13 protein-coding genes are annotated in these 17,033 nt (G+C 61.5%); 12 read left to right on the forward strand and 1 reads right to left on the reverse strand.

The features are described 5' to 3' along the window. Nucleotides 1-2 precede the first annotated feature (2 nt). The 5 genes from pelG (at nt 3) to FYJ40_RS02290 (ending at nt 5,809) form a co-directional block, all read left to right on the forward strand. Nucleotides 3-1,547 (forward strand): exopolysaccharide Pel transporter PelG, encoded by a 1,545-nt coding sequence (gene pelG, locus FYJ40_RS02270; RefSeq protein WP_370450565.1) that lies wholly within the window; start codon nt 3-5, stop codon nt 1,545-1,547. After that, nucleotides 1,537-3,306 (forward strand): CotH kinase family protein, encoded by a 1,770-nt coding sequence (locus tag FYJ40_RS02275; RefSeq protein WP_154515398.1) that lies wholly within the window; start codon nt 1,537-1,539, stop codon nt 3,304-3,306. Before pelG ends, FYJ40_RS02275 begins: the two co-directional genes overlap by 11 nt. Further along, nucleotides 3,293-4,084, forward strand: coding sequence for a polyphosphate polymerase domain-containing protein (locus FYJ40_RS02280; RefSeq protein ID WP_154515401.1), 792 nt, complete (start codon nt 3,293-3,295; stop codon nt 4,082-4,084). Before FYJ40_RS02275 ends, FYJ40_RS02280 begins: the two co-directional genes overlap by 14 nt. A gap of 3 nt (nt 4,085-4,087) precedes the next feature. After that, nucleotides 4,088-4,753, forward strand: a complete 666-nt coding sequence (locus FYJ40_RS02285; RefSeq protein WP_154515404.1) for a DUF4956 domain-containing protein — start codon at nt 4,088-4,090, stop codon at nt 4,751-4,753. A gap of 66 nt (nt 4,754-4,819) precedes the next feature. After that, complete coding sequence (locus FYJ40_RS02290; protein ID WP_195838528.1) at nt 4,820-5,809, forward strand: PLP-dependent transferase; 990 nt, start codon at nt 4,820-4,822, stop codon at nt 5,807-5,809. A 104-nt stretch (nt 5,810-5,913) separates the two neighbouring features. Here FYJ40_RS02290 and FYJ40_RS02295 read toward each other — a convergent pair whose 3' ends face one another. Then, nucleotides 5,914-6,258 carry a winged helix-turn-helix domain-containing protein gene (locus FYJ40_RS02295; RefSeq protein WP_154515605.1) on the reverse strand — a complete coding sequence of 115 codons (345 nt, stop codon included), beginning with the start codon at nt 6,256-6,258 and terminating at the stop codon, nt 5,914-5,916. Nucleotides 6,259-6,451: 193 nt separating this feature from the next. On the opposite strand from FYJ40_RS02295, the gene FYJ40_RS02300 reads away from it, so the two are divergent. From FYJ40_RS02300 to FYJ40_RS02330, 7 genes are all read left to right on the forward strand, one after another. Further along, entirely contained in the window at nt 6,452-7,963 is a 1,512-nt protein-coding gene (locus FYJ40_RS02300) for an IMP dehydrogenase (RefSeq protein ID WP_154515410.1), read from the forward strand. A gap of 259 nt (nt 7,964-8,222) precedes the next feature. Next, nucleotides 8,223-10,799 (forward strand): leucine--tRNA ligase, encoded by a 2,577-nt coding sequence (gene leuS, locus FYJ40_RS02305; RefSeq protein WP_154515413.1) that lies wholly within the window; start codon nt 8,223-8,225, stop codon nt 10,797-10,799. A gap of 256 nt (nt 10,800-11,055) precedes the next feature. Then, nucleotides 11,056-11,550: a ribosome maturation factor RimP gene (gene rimP / locus FYJ40_RS02310; protein ID WP_154515416.1), complete on the forward strand. Its 495-nt coding sequence runs from the start codon at nt 11,056-11,058 to the stop codon at nt 11,548-11,550. Nucleotide 11,551: 1 nt separating this feature from the next. After that, nucleotides 11,552-12,799, forward strand: coding sequence for a transcription termination factor NusA (gene nusA / locus FYJ40_RS02315; protein WP_154515419.1), 1,248 nt, complete (start codon nt 11,552-11,554; stop codon nt 12,797-12,799). 91 nt (nt 12,800-12,890) lie between these two features. After that, complete coding sequence (gene infB / locus FYJ40_RS02320) at nt 12,891-15,566, forward strand: translation initiation factor IF-2 (RefSeq protein ID WP_154515422.1); 2,676 nt, start codon at nt 12,891-12,893, stop codon at nt 15,564-15,566. Between the two features lie 11 nt (nt 15,567-15,577). Further along, a complete protein-coding gene (gene rbfA, locus FYJ40_RS02325) occupies nt 15,578-15,988 on the forward strand; it encodes a 30S ribosome-binding factor RbfA (RefSeq protein ID WP_006234038.1) in 411 nt (136 codons plus the stop codon). Next, nucleotides 15,981-17,024 carry a bifunctional oligoribonuclease/PAP phosphatase NrnA gene (locus FYJ40_RS02330; RefSeq protein WP_154515425.1) on the forward strand — a complete coding sequence of 348 codons (1,044 nt, stop codon included), beginning with the start codon at nt 15,981-15,983 and terminating at the stop codon, nt 17,022-17,024. The genes rbfA and FYJ40_RS02330 overlap by 8 nt, the downstream gene beginning before the upstream one ends. Nucleotides 17,025-17,033 lie beyond the last annotated feature (9 nt).

Consider the following 17,033-nt stretch of genomic DNA (forward strand, 5'->3'; position numbering starts at 1 on the left):
CGGTGGCCGGAATCGGTTTTGAGCTCAAGCGCCTGTTTAGGCGCAAGGGTCTGTTTGCCACGATGCGCGCCTATGGCTACGCCGGCATTGTGTGCACGGGCCCCATGCTGCTGGGCGTGCTGCTCCAGGTGGGCATCTTGGTGCTGTGCGGTCTGCGGGGCGTGGGCCGCGCCAACCAGGATCTGCTGGTGTGCATGGTGACCTATACGCTGCTGGCGTCGCTCACGCTCACGAGCTTTTTCTCCATGCCCGTCACGCGCTTTTTGGCGGACATGCTCTTCGCCGAGCGCGAAGAAGAGGTCTTGCCCTCGTTTTGGGGTTCTAACGCCATCATGCTGGTTACGGGCACGGCGCTCTACGGCGTCTTTTTGCTGTTTTCGGGCGCCACACTGCTGCAGGGGCTGCTGTGCCTGTGGCTGTTCAACATTATGATCGTCAACTGGAACGGCATGAACTACCTCACCGCTATTAAGGACTACCGTGGCATTCTGTGCAGCTTTGTGGCTGCCATTGGCGTGGCGTGCCTGTGCGCCCTGGCCGCGCTGGCGCTGGGGCTGCCGCCGGTCGAGGGCCTACTGGCGTCAATCGCCCTGGGCTACGGCGTCATGCTCGCCTGGGACGTGGTGCTGCTGTACCGGTATTTTCCGCAGAGCGACCGCAGCCCCTGGCTCTTTTTGCGCTGGCTCGATCAGTTTATGCCGCTGGCGCTCACGGGCCTGTTTACCAACCTGGGGCTCTTTGCGCACCTGGTAATTATTTGGGCCGGCCCCATTGGCGTGCAGGTCAAGGGCTTGTTTTATGGCGCGCCCTACCACGATGTTCCGGCGCTCATCGCGTTTTTGACGATCCTGGTCACGACCGTCAACTTTGTGGTCTCGGTCGAGGTCAACTTTTATCCGCGCTACCGCGACTACTACAGCCTGTTCAACGACGGCGGCGTAGTGGGCGACATCGTGGTGGCCGAGGAGGAGATGCTCTCCACGCTCAACAGCGAGCTGCGCTTTTGCGCGCTCAAGCAGCTGTTTGTGACGGCGGCGGTCATTTCGCTCGAGACCACGGTGCTCTCGGCCCTGCCGCTGGGCTTTAACAGTCTTATGCACGGGTATTTTCGCACGCTATGCGTGGGCTATGGCCTGTATGCCGTGGGCAATACGGTGATGCTCATCTTGCTGTACTTTACCGACTACAAGGGGGCCGTGCTGGCCTCGGGCCTGTTTGCCGGTGTGGCGGGGCTGGCGACTGTCGTGTCGCTGCTTTTGCCGCAGCAGTTTTACGGCTTTGGCTTTTTGTTGGGTGCGGCGGTGTTTTTTATCGTGGCGCTGCTGCGGCTCGATACCTATACTGCCAACTTGCCGTATCGTATTCTGAGCCAGCAGCCCATGGTGGCGACCGACAAGACGGGTCGCTTTACACAGCTGGGCCGCTTGCTCGACCGTGCCGAGCGGCGCTATGAGGAAGCCCGCCATAAGGGCGAGCCACATGGCGCGTTTGAACGCACGGTGGTCCGTGTGTATCGCAACCATTGGGGAGGTTCTGATGACCGATAGGATGATGTCTCGCCGTCGCCTGATTGAAGCGGCTACCGGTGCGCTGTTGCTTTCGGGCTGCTCGACTCAGGAGGACTCCTCCACCAAAAAGGTCAAGAAGCAGGGCGAGATTAAAAAGGCCGAGGCCTCCGACCAGTCCAAGCACCTCCGCGATAAGGACGAGCTGTACGAGGTCTACGACGACTCGGGCATTGTGACCATGTACCTGACGGTCTCGCGCGGCAACAGCTCCGAGAACACTGATCATAGCTGGGCCGAGATCAACACGTACTCGGTGTATGACTATGCTGACATGGGCGTGGCGCGCTATCAGGTTATGGGCCTTTTGCAGGCGGGCGACGAAGAGGGCCCAGTTGCCGGCGAGGTTGGCTATGGCGAGGAAGCGCCCAATGCCACCGTGCAGGTGCGCGGCCAGACGTCGAGCTCCTATACGCAAAAGAATTACAAGGTGGAGCTCAAAAAGGGCAAGGGTACCTGGCGTCAGCAGCGTTCCATTGCGCTCAACAAGCATATGGGTGAGGGTTTGCGCTTTCGAAACAAGATGGCCTACGATTTGATTCGCGGGATTCCCCAGATGATGGGCCTGCGCACGCAGTTTGTGCACCTGTGGGTGTGCGACCAGACCGAAAAGTCCAACGACACCTTCGAGGACTACGGCCTGTTTACACAGGTAGAGCAGCTTAATAAGACGGCGCTTAAGGCACATGGCCTAGATAAGAATGGACACCTGTACAAGGTGAACAGCTTTGAGTTCTATCGCTACGAGGACACCATTAAACTCGCCGACGAACCCGACTACAACCAGGCGGCTTTTGAGGGCATGCTCGAGATTAAGGGCGACTCGGACCATACCAAGCTCATCGAGATGCTCGATGCGCTCAACGACGAATCGCAAAAGATCGATGACGTGCTCGACACCTACTTTGATACCGAGAACCTGGTCTATTGGCTGGCGTTTCAGATTCTGACGGGCAACTGCGACACGCAGAATCGTAACTGCTATCTGTACAGCCCACTCAATTCCAATACCTGGTACTTTTTGGCTTGGGATAACGACAGCATGCTGCGTAAGCTTGAGCTGAGCCTGATGGGGTTCTCGGACTTTGTGAACTGGGAACGCGGCGTGAGCAACTACTGGGGTAACGTGCTGTTTAACCGCGCGTTGCGCAGTAAGCCGTTCCGCAGCGAACTCGACCGTGCCATCAAGGACTTGCGCTCGTATCTGACCGAGGCGCGTCTGGCCAAGATGATTAAACATTACCGCGAAGTGACCGAGTCGCTTGTCTTTTCCGCGCCCGACCTCGATAAACTGCCCGTTACCAAAGACGAATACGAGCAGATTGCCGCGGCGATTCCCTCCGAGATCGAGGAAAACTACAAGAGCTACTGCGAAAGCTTTAAAAAGCCCATGCCGTTCTACATTGGCGTGCCGCAGATCGATAACGGCAAGCTGCGCATGAGCTGGGATGCCGCGTACGACTTTGAGGCGCGCGATATTCGCTATACCGTGGAGCTTGCGCGCGACTACGCCATCAATGACGTGCTTTTTAAGGCCGAGGACGTGCTGCTGCCGGAGGTAACGTGCGATGCGCCCGATACCGGCCAGTACTTTGTGCGCGTGCGTGCCACCAACTCCGACGGCTATACGCAAGATGCGTTTGACTACTATGTGACCGACGATGGCAAGCAGTACGGCATGAAGTGCTTTTACGTGCAAGACGGCGGTAAGGTCGTGGAGGACACGTATGAGGAGGGCTAGCGCGTTGCTTGAGCGCCTGGCGGCACCTCCTGCGCGAACCACGCAGGAGCGTTACCGCCACGAACTCAAATATCTCATTAACGAGGGCGAGCGCGCCGCACTTGCCTGTCGCATGGCGCCGGTTTTTAAACTGGACAAGCATGCGCGCTCGGGTGGTTACACCATTCGCAGCCTGTACTTTGACGACTACTGCAACTCGGCCTACGAGGAAAAAGACGCCGGTATTCTCATGCGCAAAAAGTATCGCGTGCGCATCTATAACGGCAGTGACAGGGTGATTAAGCTCGAGCGCAAAAAGAAGTACGGCAGCTGGATCTACAAGGAGGACGCGCCGCTCACGCGCGGCGAGTTTGAGCAGATTCTGGCTGGCGACTACGGCTTTTTGCTGAGGAGCCCGCACCAACTCTGTCGCGAGTTCTACATCGAGTGTATCTGCAACATGATGCGCCCGCGGACCATCGTGGACTACGAGCGCGAGCCGTGGGTGATGGATGAGGGCACCGTGCGCATTACGTTTGACATGAACGTGCGTGCCGCGGTGGGTAGTTTTGATATCTTTGACGCGACCTTGCCCGCGCTGCCCGTGCTGGAGCCCGGCAAGCTGGTGATGGAGGTCAAGTTTACCGAGTTTTGTCCGCAGCTGGTGCGCGATATGGTGCCGCCGGGCGCGGCCGAGCTTACGGCGGTTTCCAAGTACTGCCTGTGTTACGAAAAGACCTCCTATCAGCGCGGTTTTAACTACTGGGAATCGGATTTTGAGAACCGAGGGGATATTTAGACCATGAGCACCAGGGACTTTTTTAAAAACTCCGTCTTGGAGGCGTTTGGTCAGGTCGACCCTGCCAAGATCGGCCTGTCGCTGCTCGTGGCGCTCGCCATGGGCATCCTGATCTATTACGTGTACAAGCGCTTTTTTACCGGCGTGGTGTATTCGCGTAGCTTTGCCGTGACGCTCGTGGGCATGTGCGTGCTCACCTGCATGGTCACGCTCGCGATCTCGACAAACGTGGTCATCTCGCTCGGTATGGTCGGCGCTCTGTCCATCGTCCGATACCGTACGGCGGTCAAGGACCCGCTCGACCTGCTGTATCTGTTTTGGTCCATTACCACGGGCATTACGGCGGGAGCCGGCATGTATGCGCTCGTGGGGCTCGCGGCAGCAGTGATCGTGCTGATGATCGCCGGCTTTGCGAGCCGCCAGGACAAGTCGCGCGTGTACATGATGGTCATTCACTACACGGGCCAGACCGCTGGCGACGATATCGTGCGCGCGTTTGGGCGCACCAAGTTCACCGTTAAGTCCAAGACTATGCGCGGCGACAAGGTCGAGATGGCCGTCGAGGTGTTCTCTGACGGTGTGGATATGCCCTATGCCGACGCCATCCGTGCCCTCGATGGCGTGGAGGACCTAACGCTTATCCAATACAACGGCGAATACCACGGCTAGAACCCTAGCGAGTAGATTGGGGAAACATCCGCATCGTGGGCTTTTGTTTTGAAGGGACGGTGTCACGTGGACGCACAACAGCTAGAAGAGGCCTGGGCTGCAAGGGCTGGCGCACGCGAGGCGCGACTGGTTGCAGCCTCGCATGTGCCGGCGGCGCTTTCGCTTCTGGGGATTGTGCGTCCCGGCGATCGCCTGGTGGCCTTTGCGGATGACTTTGCCGAAGCGTTTGCTTGCGGCTTTGAGGGCTGCGATGTCGTGCTGGTGGGCTCGCCGTCCGCCGAGGCGTTTGCTGCTGCGTCCGAGGGCTTTGATGCTTCGCTTGATGCCGAGGGGCCGCACCTGTGGTGGTTCGCCAACTCCATTGGCGCGTTCGGTCTGCGTGTGCCCGATTTGCGCGCGTTAGGCCGCGCCGCGCGTGAGGCCCATGCACTGCTGGTTGTTGACAACACCGTGGCTGACGTCTTTGGCTGCAATCCGCTGAGCTTGGGCGCCGTGCTGTCGCTCGAGGCACTCGACCGCGTGTGTGCCGGTAAGGCCCCGCGTAAGCTCGTTGCCGCTTCGGTGGCGCGATCGCAGGTCAAGCGCCATCGTGTGGATGCCGCGGCTGAGTGCGCGCATGCGTTGTTTGCGGGCTGCGGTGCGTCGGCGCTCGATCTTTCTGCTGAGGAGGCCGACGTGCTGGAGCGCGGGCTTTCCTCGCTTAACGCTCGCATGCAGGCTCACTTCGATCGAGCCCGTGCGCTGGCCGAGTATCTGGCCGCGAACGAGATGGTGCGCAACGTGCGCTATCCCGGGCTGAGCTCGCATCCTGACCATGCGGTTGCAACGGGAATCCTCGAGCATGGCTTTGGCCCGGCAGTTGAGTTTGACCTTATCGAGCGTGGCGCGGGAGAGCTGTTCGACGCTTTGCCGGGGGAGTTTCGCACATCGTTCGCCGGCGGCGCAACGACGCGTCTTTCGGCCCCACGTGGCAAGCAGGGGGACACCATCCGCCTCTTCGCCGGCACCGACGATCCCCTGACGGTAGCCGCCGCCCTCGATAACGCCCTCCGATAGTAGCTAATTTGGGACGGGGCTTTTTTAGCTACCCAATGTCAGTTTTTGGCTATGAGTTAAGAATGCTCTGGATGGGTAGCTAAAAAAGCCCCGTCCCAAATTAGCTACTCTTTGATGCTTGCGATGAGGACGTCGGCTTTGGCAGCTATGACCTGGTTTATGTTGGCCTGCAGCTCCTCGTAGGCCGCTATGGCTCGCTCGCCGGCGGGGGTGAGCGAGCTCCCGCGGGCGCCGTCGCGCTCGATGAGCTTGCACCCCAGCTGCCCCTCGGCCTCGTTCACAATGCGCCATGCCTTGGAATAGGCCATGCCCATGCTCTTGGCGGCACGGTTGATCGAGTGTTCGCGGGCGATACCCTGCAGCAGCAAGACGCAGCCGTGGCCGAACACGCCCGGCAGATCTTTGTCGCACGACTGAATGACCAGTTTTGCCGTCGTCTTGTACTTCATGCGCTCCACGTCTCTCCGCTAAAGTGTCTGCTGGGCAAACGCAAAGCCTGCGTTAAACCCTCGTGTGCTCTTCTTAAATCATGCATTGTAGCAGTCAAAGTGCGTTAAGATACTTGCCCAGTATTGGGCGCCCAAGGTTGGGCTGGGTCCTACGAGGCCTGCAGCCGACCGGTCGCATGGAAAAAGGAGAAACATGGCTACGTTCTTTCCCGGTGAGTCCCACACGTTTTCGGAGTATCTGCTGGTCCCTGGTTATTCGTCCTCGCAGTGCATCCCCAACAACGTCTCTCTTAAGACGCCGCTAACCCGCTTTAAGCGCGGCGAGAAGCCGGCAATCACCCTGAACATCCCCATGGTTTCCGCCATCATGCAGTCCGTCTCGGGCGTCGACATGGGTGTCGCGCTCGCTACCGAGGGTGGCCTGTCCTTCATTTACGGTTCCCAGACCCCCGAGTCCGAGGCCGCCATGGTCAAGGCCGTCAAGGATCACAAGGCCGGCTTTGTCCAGTCCGATTCCACGCTGACCCCCGATATGACCATGGAGCAGGTCATCGAGCTCAAGGAGAAGACCGGTCACTCCACCATGCCGGTCACCGACGACGGCACTCCCAAGGGCAAACTTCTGGGTATCGTCACCAGCCGTGACTATCGCCCCAGCCGCGATGACCACCAAAAGAAGGTCTCCGAGTTCATGACCCCGCGTGAGCAGCTCATCGTGGGCGACAAGAACATCAGCCTCAAGGTTGCCAACGACGTCATCTGGGACAACAAGCTCAACGCCCTGCCCATCGTCGACGACAACGATCACCTGATGGGCATTGTCTTCCGCAAGGACTACGACAGCCACAAGACCAACCCCAACGAGCTGCTCGACGGCGATAAGCGCTACATGGTCGGCGCCGGCATCAACACCCGCGACTATGCCGAGCGCGTGCCGCTGCTCATCGAGGCCGGCGCCGATGTCCTGTGCATCGACTCTTCCGAGGGCTTCAGCGAGTGGCAGAAGCGCACCATCGAGTGGATTCGCGCCAACTACGGCGAGGACGTCAAGGTCGGTGCCGGCAACGTCGTCGACGCCGAGGGCTTCCGCTTTTTGGCCGACTGCGGTGCCGACTTCATCAAGGTGGGTATCGGCGGCGGTTCCATCTGCATTACCCGCGAGACCAAGGGCATCGGCCGTGGCCAGGCCACCGCGCTGATCGACGTCTGCCGCGCTCGCGACGAGTACTACGAGGAGACCGGCGTCTACGTGCCCGTGTGCTCCGACGGCGGTATCGTCTACGACTACCACATGACGCTCGCCCTTGCCATGGGTGCCGACTTTATGATGCTGGGCCGCTACTTTGCCCGCTTTGACGAGAGCCCGACCGAGCGCGTCAACGTCAACGGTCAGTACATGAAGGAGTACTGGGGCGAGGGTTCTGCGCGTGCCCGCAACTGGCAGCGCTACGACCTGGGCGGCGCCGCGAAGCTCAGCTTTGTCGAGGGCGTCGACTCCTACGTTCCCTACGCCGGCTCCCTTAAGGACGGCGTGGGCGGCACGCTCTACAAGATCAAGTCCACGATGTGCAACTGCGGCGCCCTTTCGATTCCCGAGCTCCAGAAAAAGGCACGCCTGACCCTGGTGAGCTCGACCTCGATCGTCGAAGGCGGCGCCCACGACGTAGTCGTCAAGGATTCGCAGCAGTCTGTGTCTTATCGATAGGATAAGAGCCGCACATAAAGGTTGAGTTCCAACCACGTTATTAAGATAAAGCGAGATGCCTGCAAGTCGCAGGCATCTCGCTTGTCGTATTTGCTATCATCAGTCAAGTTAACCTTAGGGTCGGTCGGCTTGGCTTTGTTCGCTACAAGTTCCGCACGCAAAGAAGAGCACTTAATGTGCTCTTCGTCTTGCGCAGGACTGTCCGCAGTAGCGAATAAAGCCAAGCCGACCGACCCCAGCTAAGATTAAAGGAGCTGATATGTGCGATTGCACAGATCATAAGGACGAGATCCCTGCCTACGACGCGCAGGCCATTGAGTCCAAGTGGATGAAGGCCTGGGAGGACTCCAACCTCTTTGCCGTCGACACCGACGCCAGCAAGCCCAAGAAGTACGTGCTCGAGATGTTCCCGTATCCTTCGGGCGACCTGCACATGGGCCACGCGCGCAACTATACCATCGGCGATGCCATGGCCCGTCAGGCCCGTATGCGCGGCTTTGACGTGCTGCACCCCATTGGCTTTGACGCCTTTGGCCTGCCCGCCGAGAACGCCGCCATCAAGCACAACACGCAGGCTGCCGCCTGGACGTATAAGAACATGGACCAGGCGCTCGCCACGATGAAGCGCATGGGCTTCTCCTACGATCTGGATCGCATGGTCAAGACCTGCAGCCCCGACTACTACCGCTGGGGTCAGTGGATCTTTGAGAAGATGTGGGAAAAGGGCCTGGTCTACCGCAAGAAGAACCCGGTCAACTGGTGCCCCAACTGCAAGACCGTTCTGGCCAACGAGCAGGTTACCGAGGGCAAGTGCTGGCGCTGCGGCACCGAGCCCGAGAAGCGCGACCTTGAGCAGTGGTACTACAAGATTACCGAGTACTCCCAGGAGCTGCTCGACGATCTGGAGAAGCTCCCCGGCTGGCCCGAGCGTGTCAAGCAGATGCAGGCCAACTGGATCGGCCGCTCCGAGGGCGCCGAGGTCGACTTTACCCTGTGTGATGCCAACGGCGATCCCATCGAGGGCGACGAGGGCAAGATCACCGTCTTCACCACCCGTGCCGACACGCTCTTTGGCGTCTCCTTCTTTGTCCTGGCTCCCGAGTACGCTCGTCTGCACGAGCTCGTCGAGGGCACGGAGTACGAGGAGGCCGTGACCAAGATCGTCGAGGACTCCAAGCATATCTCTGCTGTCGAGCGTGCCCAGGGCACCCTCGAGAAGCACGGTGCCTTTACGGGCCGCTACGTGGTTAACCCCGTCAACGGCGAGAAGGTTCCCGTGTGGGTTGCCGACTATGTCGTTGCCGATTACGGCACCGGCGCCGTCATGGCCGTTCCCTGCGGCGACCAGCGCGACTTTGAGTTTGCCCGCAAGTACGACCTCCCGATCGTCCCGATCATCCTGGACGATGACGACCGTGCTGCCGTCGAGGCCAGTGGCGAGACCATCGATACCTTCCATGCCGAGACCGTCGACTGGGATTGCGCCCACGCTGCCGAGGGCACGCTCGTCCAGTCCGGCAAGTACACCGGCATGCGCGGCGGTAAGCACTCCGAGGGCGAGGCTGCCATCGTGGCCGACCTCGAGGCCATGGGCTGCGGTCGTCGCAAGGTCGAGTTCCGCCTGCGCGACTGGCTCATCAGCCGTCAGCGCTATTGGGGCAACCCCATCCCGGCCATCCATTGCGAGCACTGCGGCATTGTGCCCGTGCCCGAGGACCAGCTGCCGGTGACGCTGCCCGAGAACCTGGACCTGGGCGCCGGCGAGACCCTCGCCGAGTGCAAGGACTTCTACGAGACCACCTGCCCGGTCTGCGGCCGCCCGGCCAAGCGCGAGACCGATACCATGGACACCTTCACCTGCTCCAGCTGGTATTACCTGCGCTATACCGACCCGCACAACACCGAGCTGCCCTTCTCCCGCGAGGCGGCAGACCGTTGGATGCCCGTCGATAACTACATCGGCGGCATCGAGCACGCCATTTTGCACCTGCTCTACAGCCGCTTCTTTACCAAGGCGCTGCGCGACCTGGGTCTGCTCAGCGTGGACGAGCCCTTTACCAACCTGCTGTGCCAGGGCATGGTCAAGGACGAGAACGGCGACACCATGTCCAAGTCCAAGGGCAACGTCGTGCCTCCGAGCTCGGTTATCGAGCCCTACGGCGCCGACACCATGCGTCTGGCGATCCTGTTTATCGCCCCGCCCGAGAAGGACTTTGACTGGGATCCCAAGGCCGTCGAGGGTGCCAACCGCTTTATCAAGCGCGCCTGGCGTATCGTGTGGCAGCTTGTCCAGTCGGGTGATGCCAACGTTGCCTTCGACAAGTCCGTGCTCGACGAGACCGCGATGAAGCTCTATCGCGAGCGTCACCGCACCATCGCCAAGTGCACCGAGGACTTCGATCGCGGCCAGTTTAACACCGCGATCTCAGCCGTCATGGAGCTCGTCAACGCAGCGAGCGCCTACCTCAACGCCACCGAGGGCGCATCGCGCGACAAGGCACTGTGCTACGGCGTGGCCAAGGACATCGTGAGCGTCCTTGCCCCCATCTGCCCGTTCTGGGCCGACGAGCTGTGGCACGAGGCGCTCGGCTGCGAGGGCAACGCCTACACCGCCTCCTGGCCCGAGTTTGACCTGGCCGAGTCCATCGAGGACACGGTGCAGATCGTGGTCCAGGTGCTCGGTAAGGTCCGCGGCCGCATCGATGTGGCCCGCGATGCCTCCAACGAGGAGATGCAGGCTGCCGCCGAGGCCGCTGTTGCCAAGTGGCTCGAGGGCAAGACGGTCGTCAAGGCCATCTGCGTGCCCGGCAAGCTGGTCAACCTGGTGGTTAAGTAAACCTCGCGCATATAGTTGATGCACAATAGACGAGGGACGATCCGGCTGGGTCGTCCCTCTTTTTGGATATGGATACTTGCGACTACACCTAATTATCCATTTCTTGTGGAGAACCTGTGCTCACGCTGACCTGCGGGTTTGTGCTGTGGTTGCACGTTTTCGCAGGTATTGGTATAGTTTGCCTGTAAATGAAGTTGTAATTGAAAGAAGTGGGGTTTCGGCCCCGCTTCTTTTTTGTATGGATGGAGGTGCCGCAATGGTCAAGACCAAGACCGAGCAGGCGATCATCGACGCACTCGAGGCCGTCGCTCCCCAGCACGATGTCGATATTGTCGACGTTGAGCTCGTGGGTGCTACCAAGGCCCCCTGCGTGCGTGTGCGTATCGAGGGTGCCGAGGGTCAGAGCCTGTCGCTCAACGACGTCACGGCCAACACCAAGTGGGTCGGCGACGTGATTGAGGAGCTCGACCCCATCTCTTCGAGCTATACGCTCGAGGTGTCGAGCCCGGGTATGGCGCGCCCGCTGCGCCGTCCGCGTGACTTTTCCCGCTTTGTGGGCGAGGACTGCGAGCTTTCCTCCACCGCCACCGAGGGCCGTCGCAAGTACTCCGGCAAGATTACCGCCGCGACCGAGACCAACGTAACCCTCGAGCTCGAGGACGGCGAGTCTGTCACCCTCGATTTTTCCGATGTTAAAAAGTGCAAGTTGAAGCCCGTCTATGACTTCAAGCCCGCGAAGGAAGGAAACTAACATGGCAGCATCCGACATGATGTCCGCCCTGATGGAGCTTTGCCAGGAGAAGCACATCGACCAGCTCTACCTGATCGACCGCCTGGAGCAGTCGCTCGCCAAGAGCTATGCCGAGATCCTGCATCTTGAGTGGGGCGCCAAGGTGACCATCGACCGCACCACCGGCAAGATCTATGTCTACCGCCTGGAGCCGATCGACGATTCCATGGACGAGGAGGGCAACTTCACCGAGTTCGAGGAGATCGACGTCACCCCCAAGAACACCAGCCGCATCGCCGCCCAGCACGCCAAGGCCGAGATCAACGCCATCGTGCGCAACTCCGCCCGCGAGCAGATCTACGAGGAGTTCTCCGGCCGTATCGGCGACCTCATCAGCGGTACCGTACTGCAGTCCACACCCGACTTTACGATCGTCAAGATCCGCGAAGGCGTCGAGGCCGAGCTTCCGCACTTTGATCAGCGCCGCTACGAGAACGAGCGCAACGAGCGCCCCATGGGCGAGCGCTATCTGCACAACCAGCACATCAAGGCCGTGATCATTGACGTTCGCGACCCCAACTCCACGCTTCCGCCGGTTCGCGGCGAGCACAGCCGTCCGCCGATCGTTATCTCGCGTACCCACCCCGAGCTCATGCGTCGTCTGTTTGAGCAGGAGGTGCCCGAGATCTATGAGGGCACCGTCCAGATCAAGTCGATCGCCCGCGAGCCCGGCCAGCGCTCCAAGGTCGCCGTCCACTCGCTCGACGACCGCCTGGATCCCGTGGGCGCCTGCGTCGGTCCCAAGGGCAGCCGTGTGCGCGCCGTCGTGGGTGAGCTGCGCGGTGAGCGCGTCGACGTCATCCTTTGGGATGCCGATCCGGCCGTCTACGTCGCCAACGCCCTGTCGCCCGCCAAGGTCACTCGCGTCCTTATCGACGAGGAGAAGGCCTATGCCGGCGTCATCGTGCCCGACGACCAGCTTTCGCTCGCCATCGGCAAGGAGGGCCAGAACGCCCGCCTGGCCGCACGCCTGACCGGCTGGCACATCGACATTAAGTCCGAGACCCTTGCCGCCGACATCCTCAAGAACGTTCCCGTTCACGAGGAGCCTGCCGCTGACCTGATCGGTGACGAGGAGGATGACGACGCCCGTCGCTGCGAGTACGTGTCCGAGGACGGCATCCAGTGCCGCAACCAGGCCCGTCCCGGTTCCCGTTTCTGCGGTGTCCACGACACCGACGCCTTCGATGATGCGGAGGACCTGATCTAGCGCGGGGTTGCGCTGGACAGGTTCCGGCGCACATCCCACGCTCGTTCAGTCTCTAGGCACCCAAGGTGCCAGAAAGGGTAGGTGAAGTCATATGGCAAAAGTCCGTGTGTCCACCCTGGCCAAAGAGTTCGGCATGACCTCCAAGGAACTGATGGGTCACCTCGCCGAAATGAAGATTCCCGCTAAGTCTGCTTCCTCCGCCCTGGAGGACGCTTATGTTGCCATGGTCCGCAAGCAGCTTGCCTCGGTGATCGAGGCCCGCGCCCAGGAAGTCGAGGCCGCCAAGCAGGCCGAGGAGGAGGCTGCCGCCGCCGAGGAGGCAGCGCGTGCCGCCGAGGCCGAGCGCGAGCGCATCGCCGCCGAGAAGGCACGCGAGGAGGAGCGCCGCCAGTTTGCCGCCGCCCAGGCCGCCGAGGAGGCAGCCCGTGCCGAGGCCGAGGCCAAGAAGAAGGCCGAGCAGGAGCGCCTTGCCCGCGAGAAGGAGGAGGCTGCTCGCGAGGCCCAGCGCCGCGCCGTTCCCGCTTCCGACTCCGGTTCGCGCTTCCGTTCGCTGCTCGATCAGATCGCCGCACAGGAGACCGTGCTCAAGGAGAAGAAGGACGCCGAGGACAAGGCCAAGGCCGAGCGCGGCAACCGTCGCGGCGGCAACAGCGATCGTCGTGGCGGCCGTCACAACGACCGCAACGCCTCCGAGAGCCGCCCGCACAGCCATCGCACCAATGCCAGCAACAATGTCGCTGCCGGCATGGATTTCCCCAACCCCGATAAGCAGGGCAAGGGCAAGAAGCGCAAGGGTGGTCACAACAGCGAGGAGGACCACTACAGCCGCATGGCGCGCGAGGCCGAGGAGTACAGCCGCGAGAAGGTTCTCGAGGAGGCCCGTGCCGCCGTCGAGGAGGCCTCTCGCGAGTCCACCGGTCGCCGCAAGAAGCGCAAGGAGAAGCGCGAGCGCGAGGCCGCTAGGGCTCAGGAGGAGCGCAAGATTGAGGAGGCGCTGGCCCAGGGCGTGAACCCCGAGGAGCTCGACGCCATCAAGGTCTCCCAGGGCGTTACCGTCCAGGAGCTTGCCGAGGCCCTCGACGTTCCGGCCAACGACATCATCAAGCGCCTGTTCCTGCTGGGCACGCCGCTCACCATGACGCAGTCCATGTCCGACGACCTTGTCGAGCTCGTTGCCGACGACTTGGGCCGTCAGATCAGGATCATCACCCCCGAGGAGGAGAACACCTTCTCGTTCTACGACGATCCCGCCGACCTTAAGCCCCGCGCCCCGGTCGTCACCGTCATGGGTCACGTCGACCACGGCAAGACGAGCCTGCTCGACGCTATCCGCCACACCGGCGTCGCTGCCGGCGAGGCTGGCGGCATTACCCAGGCCATCGGCGCTTCGCAGGTCATGATCAACGACCGCAAGATCACCTTCATCGATACCCCGGGCCACGCTACCTTTACGGCCATGCGTGCTCGTGGCGCCAAGGTGACCGACATCGTCATCCTGATCGTCGCCGCCGACGACGGCGTCATGCCCCAGACGGTCGAGTCGATCAACCACGCCAAGGCCGCCGGCGTTCCCATCGTCGTCGCCGTCAACAAGATCGATAAGCCCGGCGCCAACCCCGACCGCGTGCGCCAGGAACTCACCGAGTACGGCGTTATCCCCGAGGAGTGGGGCGGACAGAACATGTTCGTCAACATCTCGGCCAAGCAGAAGATCGGTATCGACGATCTTCTGGAGACCGTGCTGCTCCAGGCCGACGTGCTCGAGCTCAAGGCCAATCCCGATACCTTCGCTTCGGGCAACGTCCTCGAGGCCAAGCTCGACAAGGGCCGCGGCTCGGTCGCTACCGTGCTCGTGACCCGCGGTACCCTGCACGTGGGCGATACGCTGGTCGCCGGCCTTACCTATGGCCGCGTTCGCGCCATGCTCGACCCCAAGGGCCGCGCCGTCACCGAGGCCGGTCCCTCCGACGCCGTCGAGATCCTGGGCCTGCAGTCCGTTCCCAACGCCGGTGACGAGTTCCGCGTGTTCGAGGACGAGCGCGAGGCGCGCGCCCTGGCCGATGAGCGCTCGCTCAAGGCCCGTATCGAGGAGCAGAGCCGCGTGAAGCACGTCACGCTCGAGAACCTCTTCGAGACCATCGCCGACGCCGAGGTCAAGGAGCTCAACCTGATCATCAAGGCCGACGTCCAGGGCTCCATCGAGGCCCTTCAGGACTCGCTCGACAAGATGGATCAGTCCGAGGTCCGCATCAACACGATCCACTCCGCGGTCGGTGCCATCAACGAGACCGACGTCGTCCTGGCCGACGCCTCCAACGCCATCATCATTGGCTTTGGCGTGCGTCCCGACGGTAAGGCCCGCTCCGCTGCCGAGCGCGAGGGCGTCGAGATTCGTTGCTACGACGTTATCTACAAGTGCCTCGAGGAGCTCGACGCTGCCCGTATCGGCATGCTCAAGCCCACCGAGGTCGAGGTCTCCACGGGTACCGCGACCGTCCTGGACACCTTCAAGGTGCCCAAAGTCGGTATCGCCGCCGGTGTCCGCGTCGAGGAGGGCGAGATCGCCGCGACCGATTCCGTGCGCCTGGTGCGCGACGGCATCGTTGTCTTTAACGGTAAGATCGCCTCGATGCGCCACTACAAGGACGAGGCCAAGAGCCTCAAGAGCGGTTCCGAGGGCGGCATTGGCCTGGAGAACTTCCAGGACATCAAGCCCGGCGACCAGATCGAGGGTTACCGTATCGACCAGGTTGCCCGTACCGAGTAGGGGGTAGCGCTATGAAGCAAACGCAGGCAACCCGCCGTCTGGGCGAGCAGCTTCGCGAGAAGCTCGGTTATATCCTTCTCTTTGAGGTTTCCGATCCGCGTCTCGACCTGGTCACCCTGACCGCGGTCGAGGTCGCGGTGGACCGTTCGTTCGCGCGCGTGTACGTGTCGTGCGATGCGAGCCGCTACGATGAGGTCATGGAGGCGCTCGCCAGCGCCAAGGGCCGCATTCGCAGCCTGTTGGCTCGCTCGCTCGACTGGCGCGTCACGCCTGAGCTCGATTTTCGCATCGATCGCTCGACCGATGAGGCCGAGCGCATTACGCGTGCGCTGGAGAATGTCCCGGCCACGCTGGCGATCGAAAAGGACGAGGACGGCTATCCCATAGCGGATGCCGCCCAGGAGGCAGCTTTAGATGACTAATTCCGCCGACCTCGTCTCGTGCGAGTCTGCAGATATTAAACGACGCATCCTCGAGCTTATCGAGGGTGCGTCCTCCATTGCGATCTCGGGTCATACCTCTCCCGACGGCGATGCCCTGGGCTCCGTGTTGGGCCTGGGTCTCTCGCTCATGAAGGCGTTTCCCGACAAGGACATCGCGCTGCTGCTGGCAGACGACGATCCCGTTCCGCGTATTTACCGCTTTATGGAAGGCGCCGAACGTCTGGTGCCGGCTTCGAGCTTTACGGGCGATCCCGACCTGTTTATCTCGGTGGATGTGCCGGTTGTCGAGCGTCTGAACAACTCGGCCGACGTGCTCCGCCGCTCCAAACATGTGGTGTGCTTTGACCACCATCCGGCGCGCGAGGAGTTTGCCGAGGTAAGCCTGAGGCGTGTCGATGCCGCGGCGTGCGCCATGATCATCGACCGCTTTTTGGATGATTGCGGCATTGTCGTTCGCGATCGCATCGCCACCTGTCTGCTCTGTGGCCTGGTTACCGATACCGGTCGTTTTCAGTATCAGAATGCCGATGCCGCTGCGTTCCATGCGGCTTCGCGCCTGGTGGCGCACGGTGCCGACCCGGCGCGTGTCGCGCTCGAGGTCTATCAGAGCATGCGCGTCGAGTTCTTGCACCTCAAGTCCATCGTCATGGGCCGCATCAAGACGGTCGCGCACGGGCGCGTGGCGTATAGCTACGCGTACGAAAGCGACCTTAAGGAATGTGGCGTCACTTCAGATGAGTGCGACGGCTTGGTCGATGTGGTGCGCTCGGTGATGGGTGTCGAGGTCTGCCTGTTCCTTAAGGGCATCGAGGGCGATACCAAGGTGCGCGGAAACCTGCGCTCCAAGGGCGACATGGATGTCTCCGAGATTGCGGCCAACTTTGGCGGAGGCGGACATCACGCTGCTGCCGGCTTTACCAATAACGGAACGATTTTCGAGACGCTCACCGCGGCACTTCCCATGCTGGCCGAGCTGGTGGGGGAGGATCCCGCTTCGGTGACCGTCGAGCTCTAACTTTTTGGA

This window comes from Collinsella sp. WCA1-178-WT-3 (M1), from assembly GCF_009696325.1.
Taxonomy (GTDB): domain Bacteria; phylum Actinomycetota; class Coriobacteriia; order Coriobacteriales; family Coriobacteriaceae; genus Collinsella.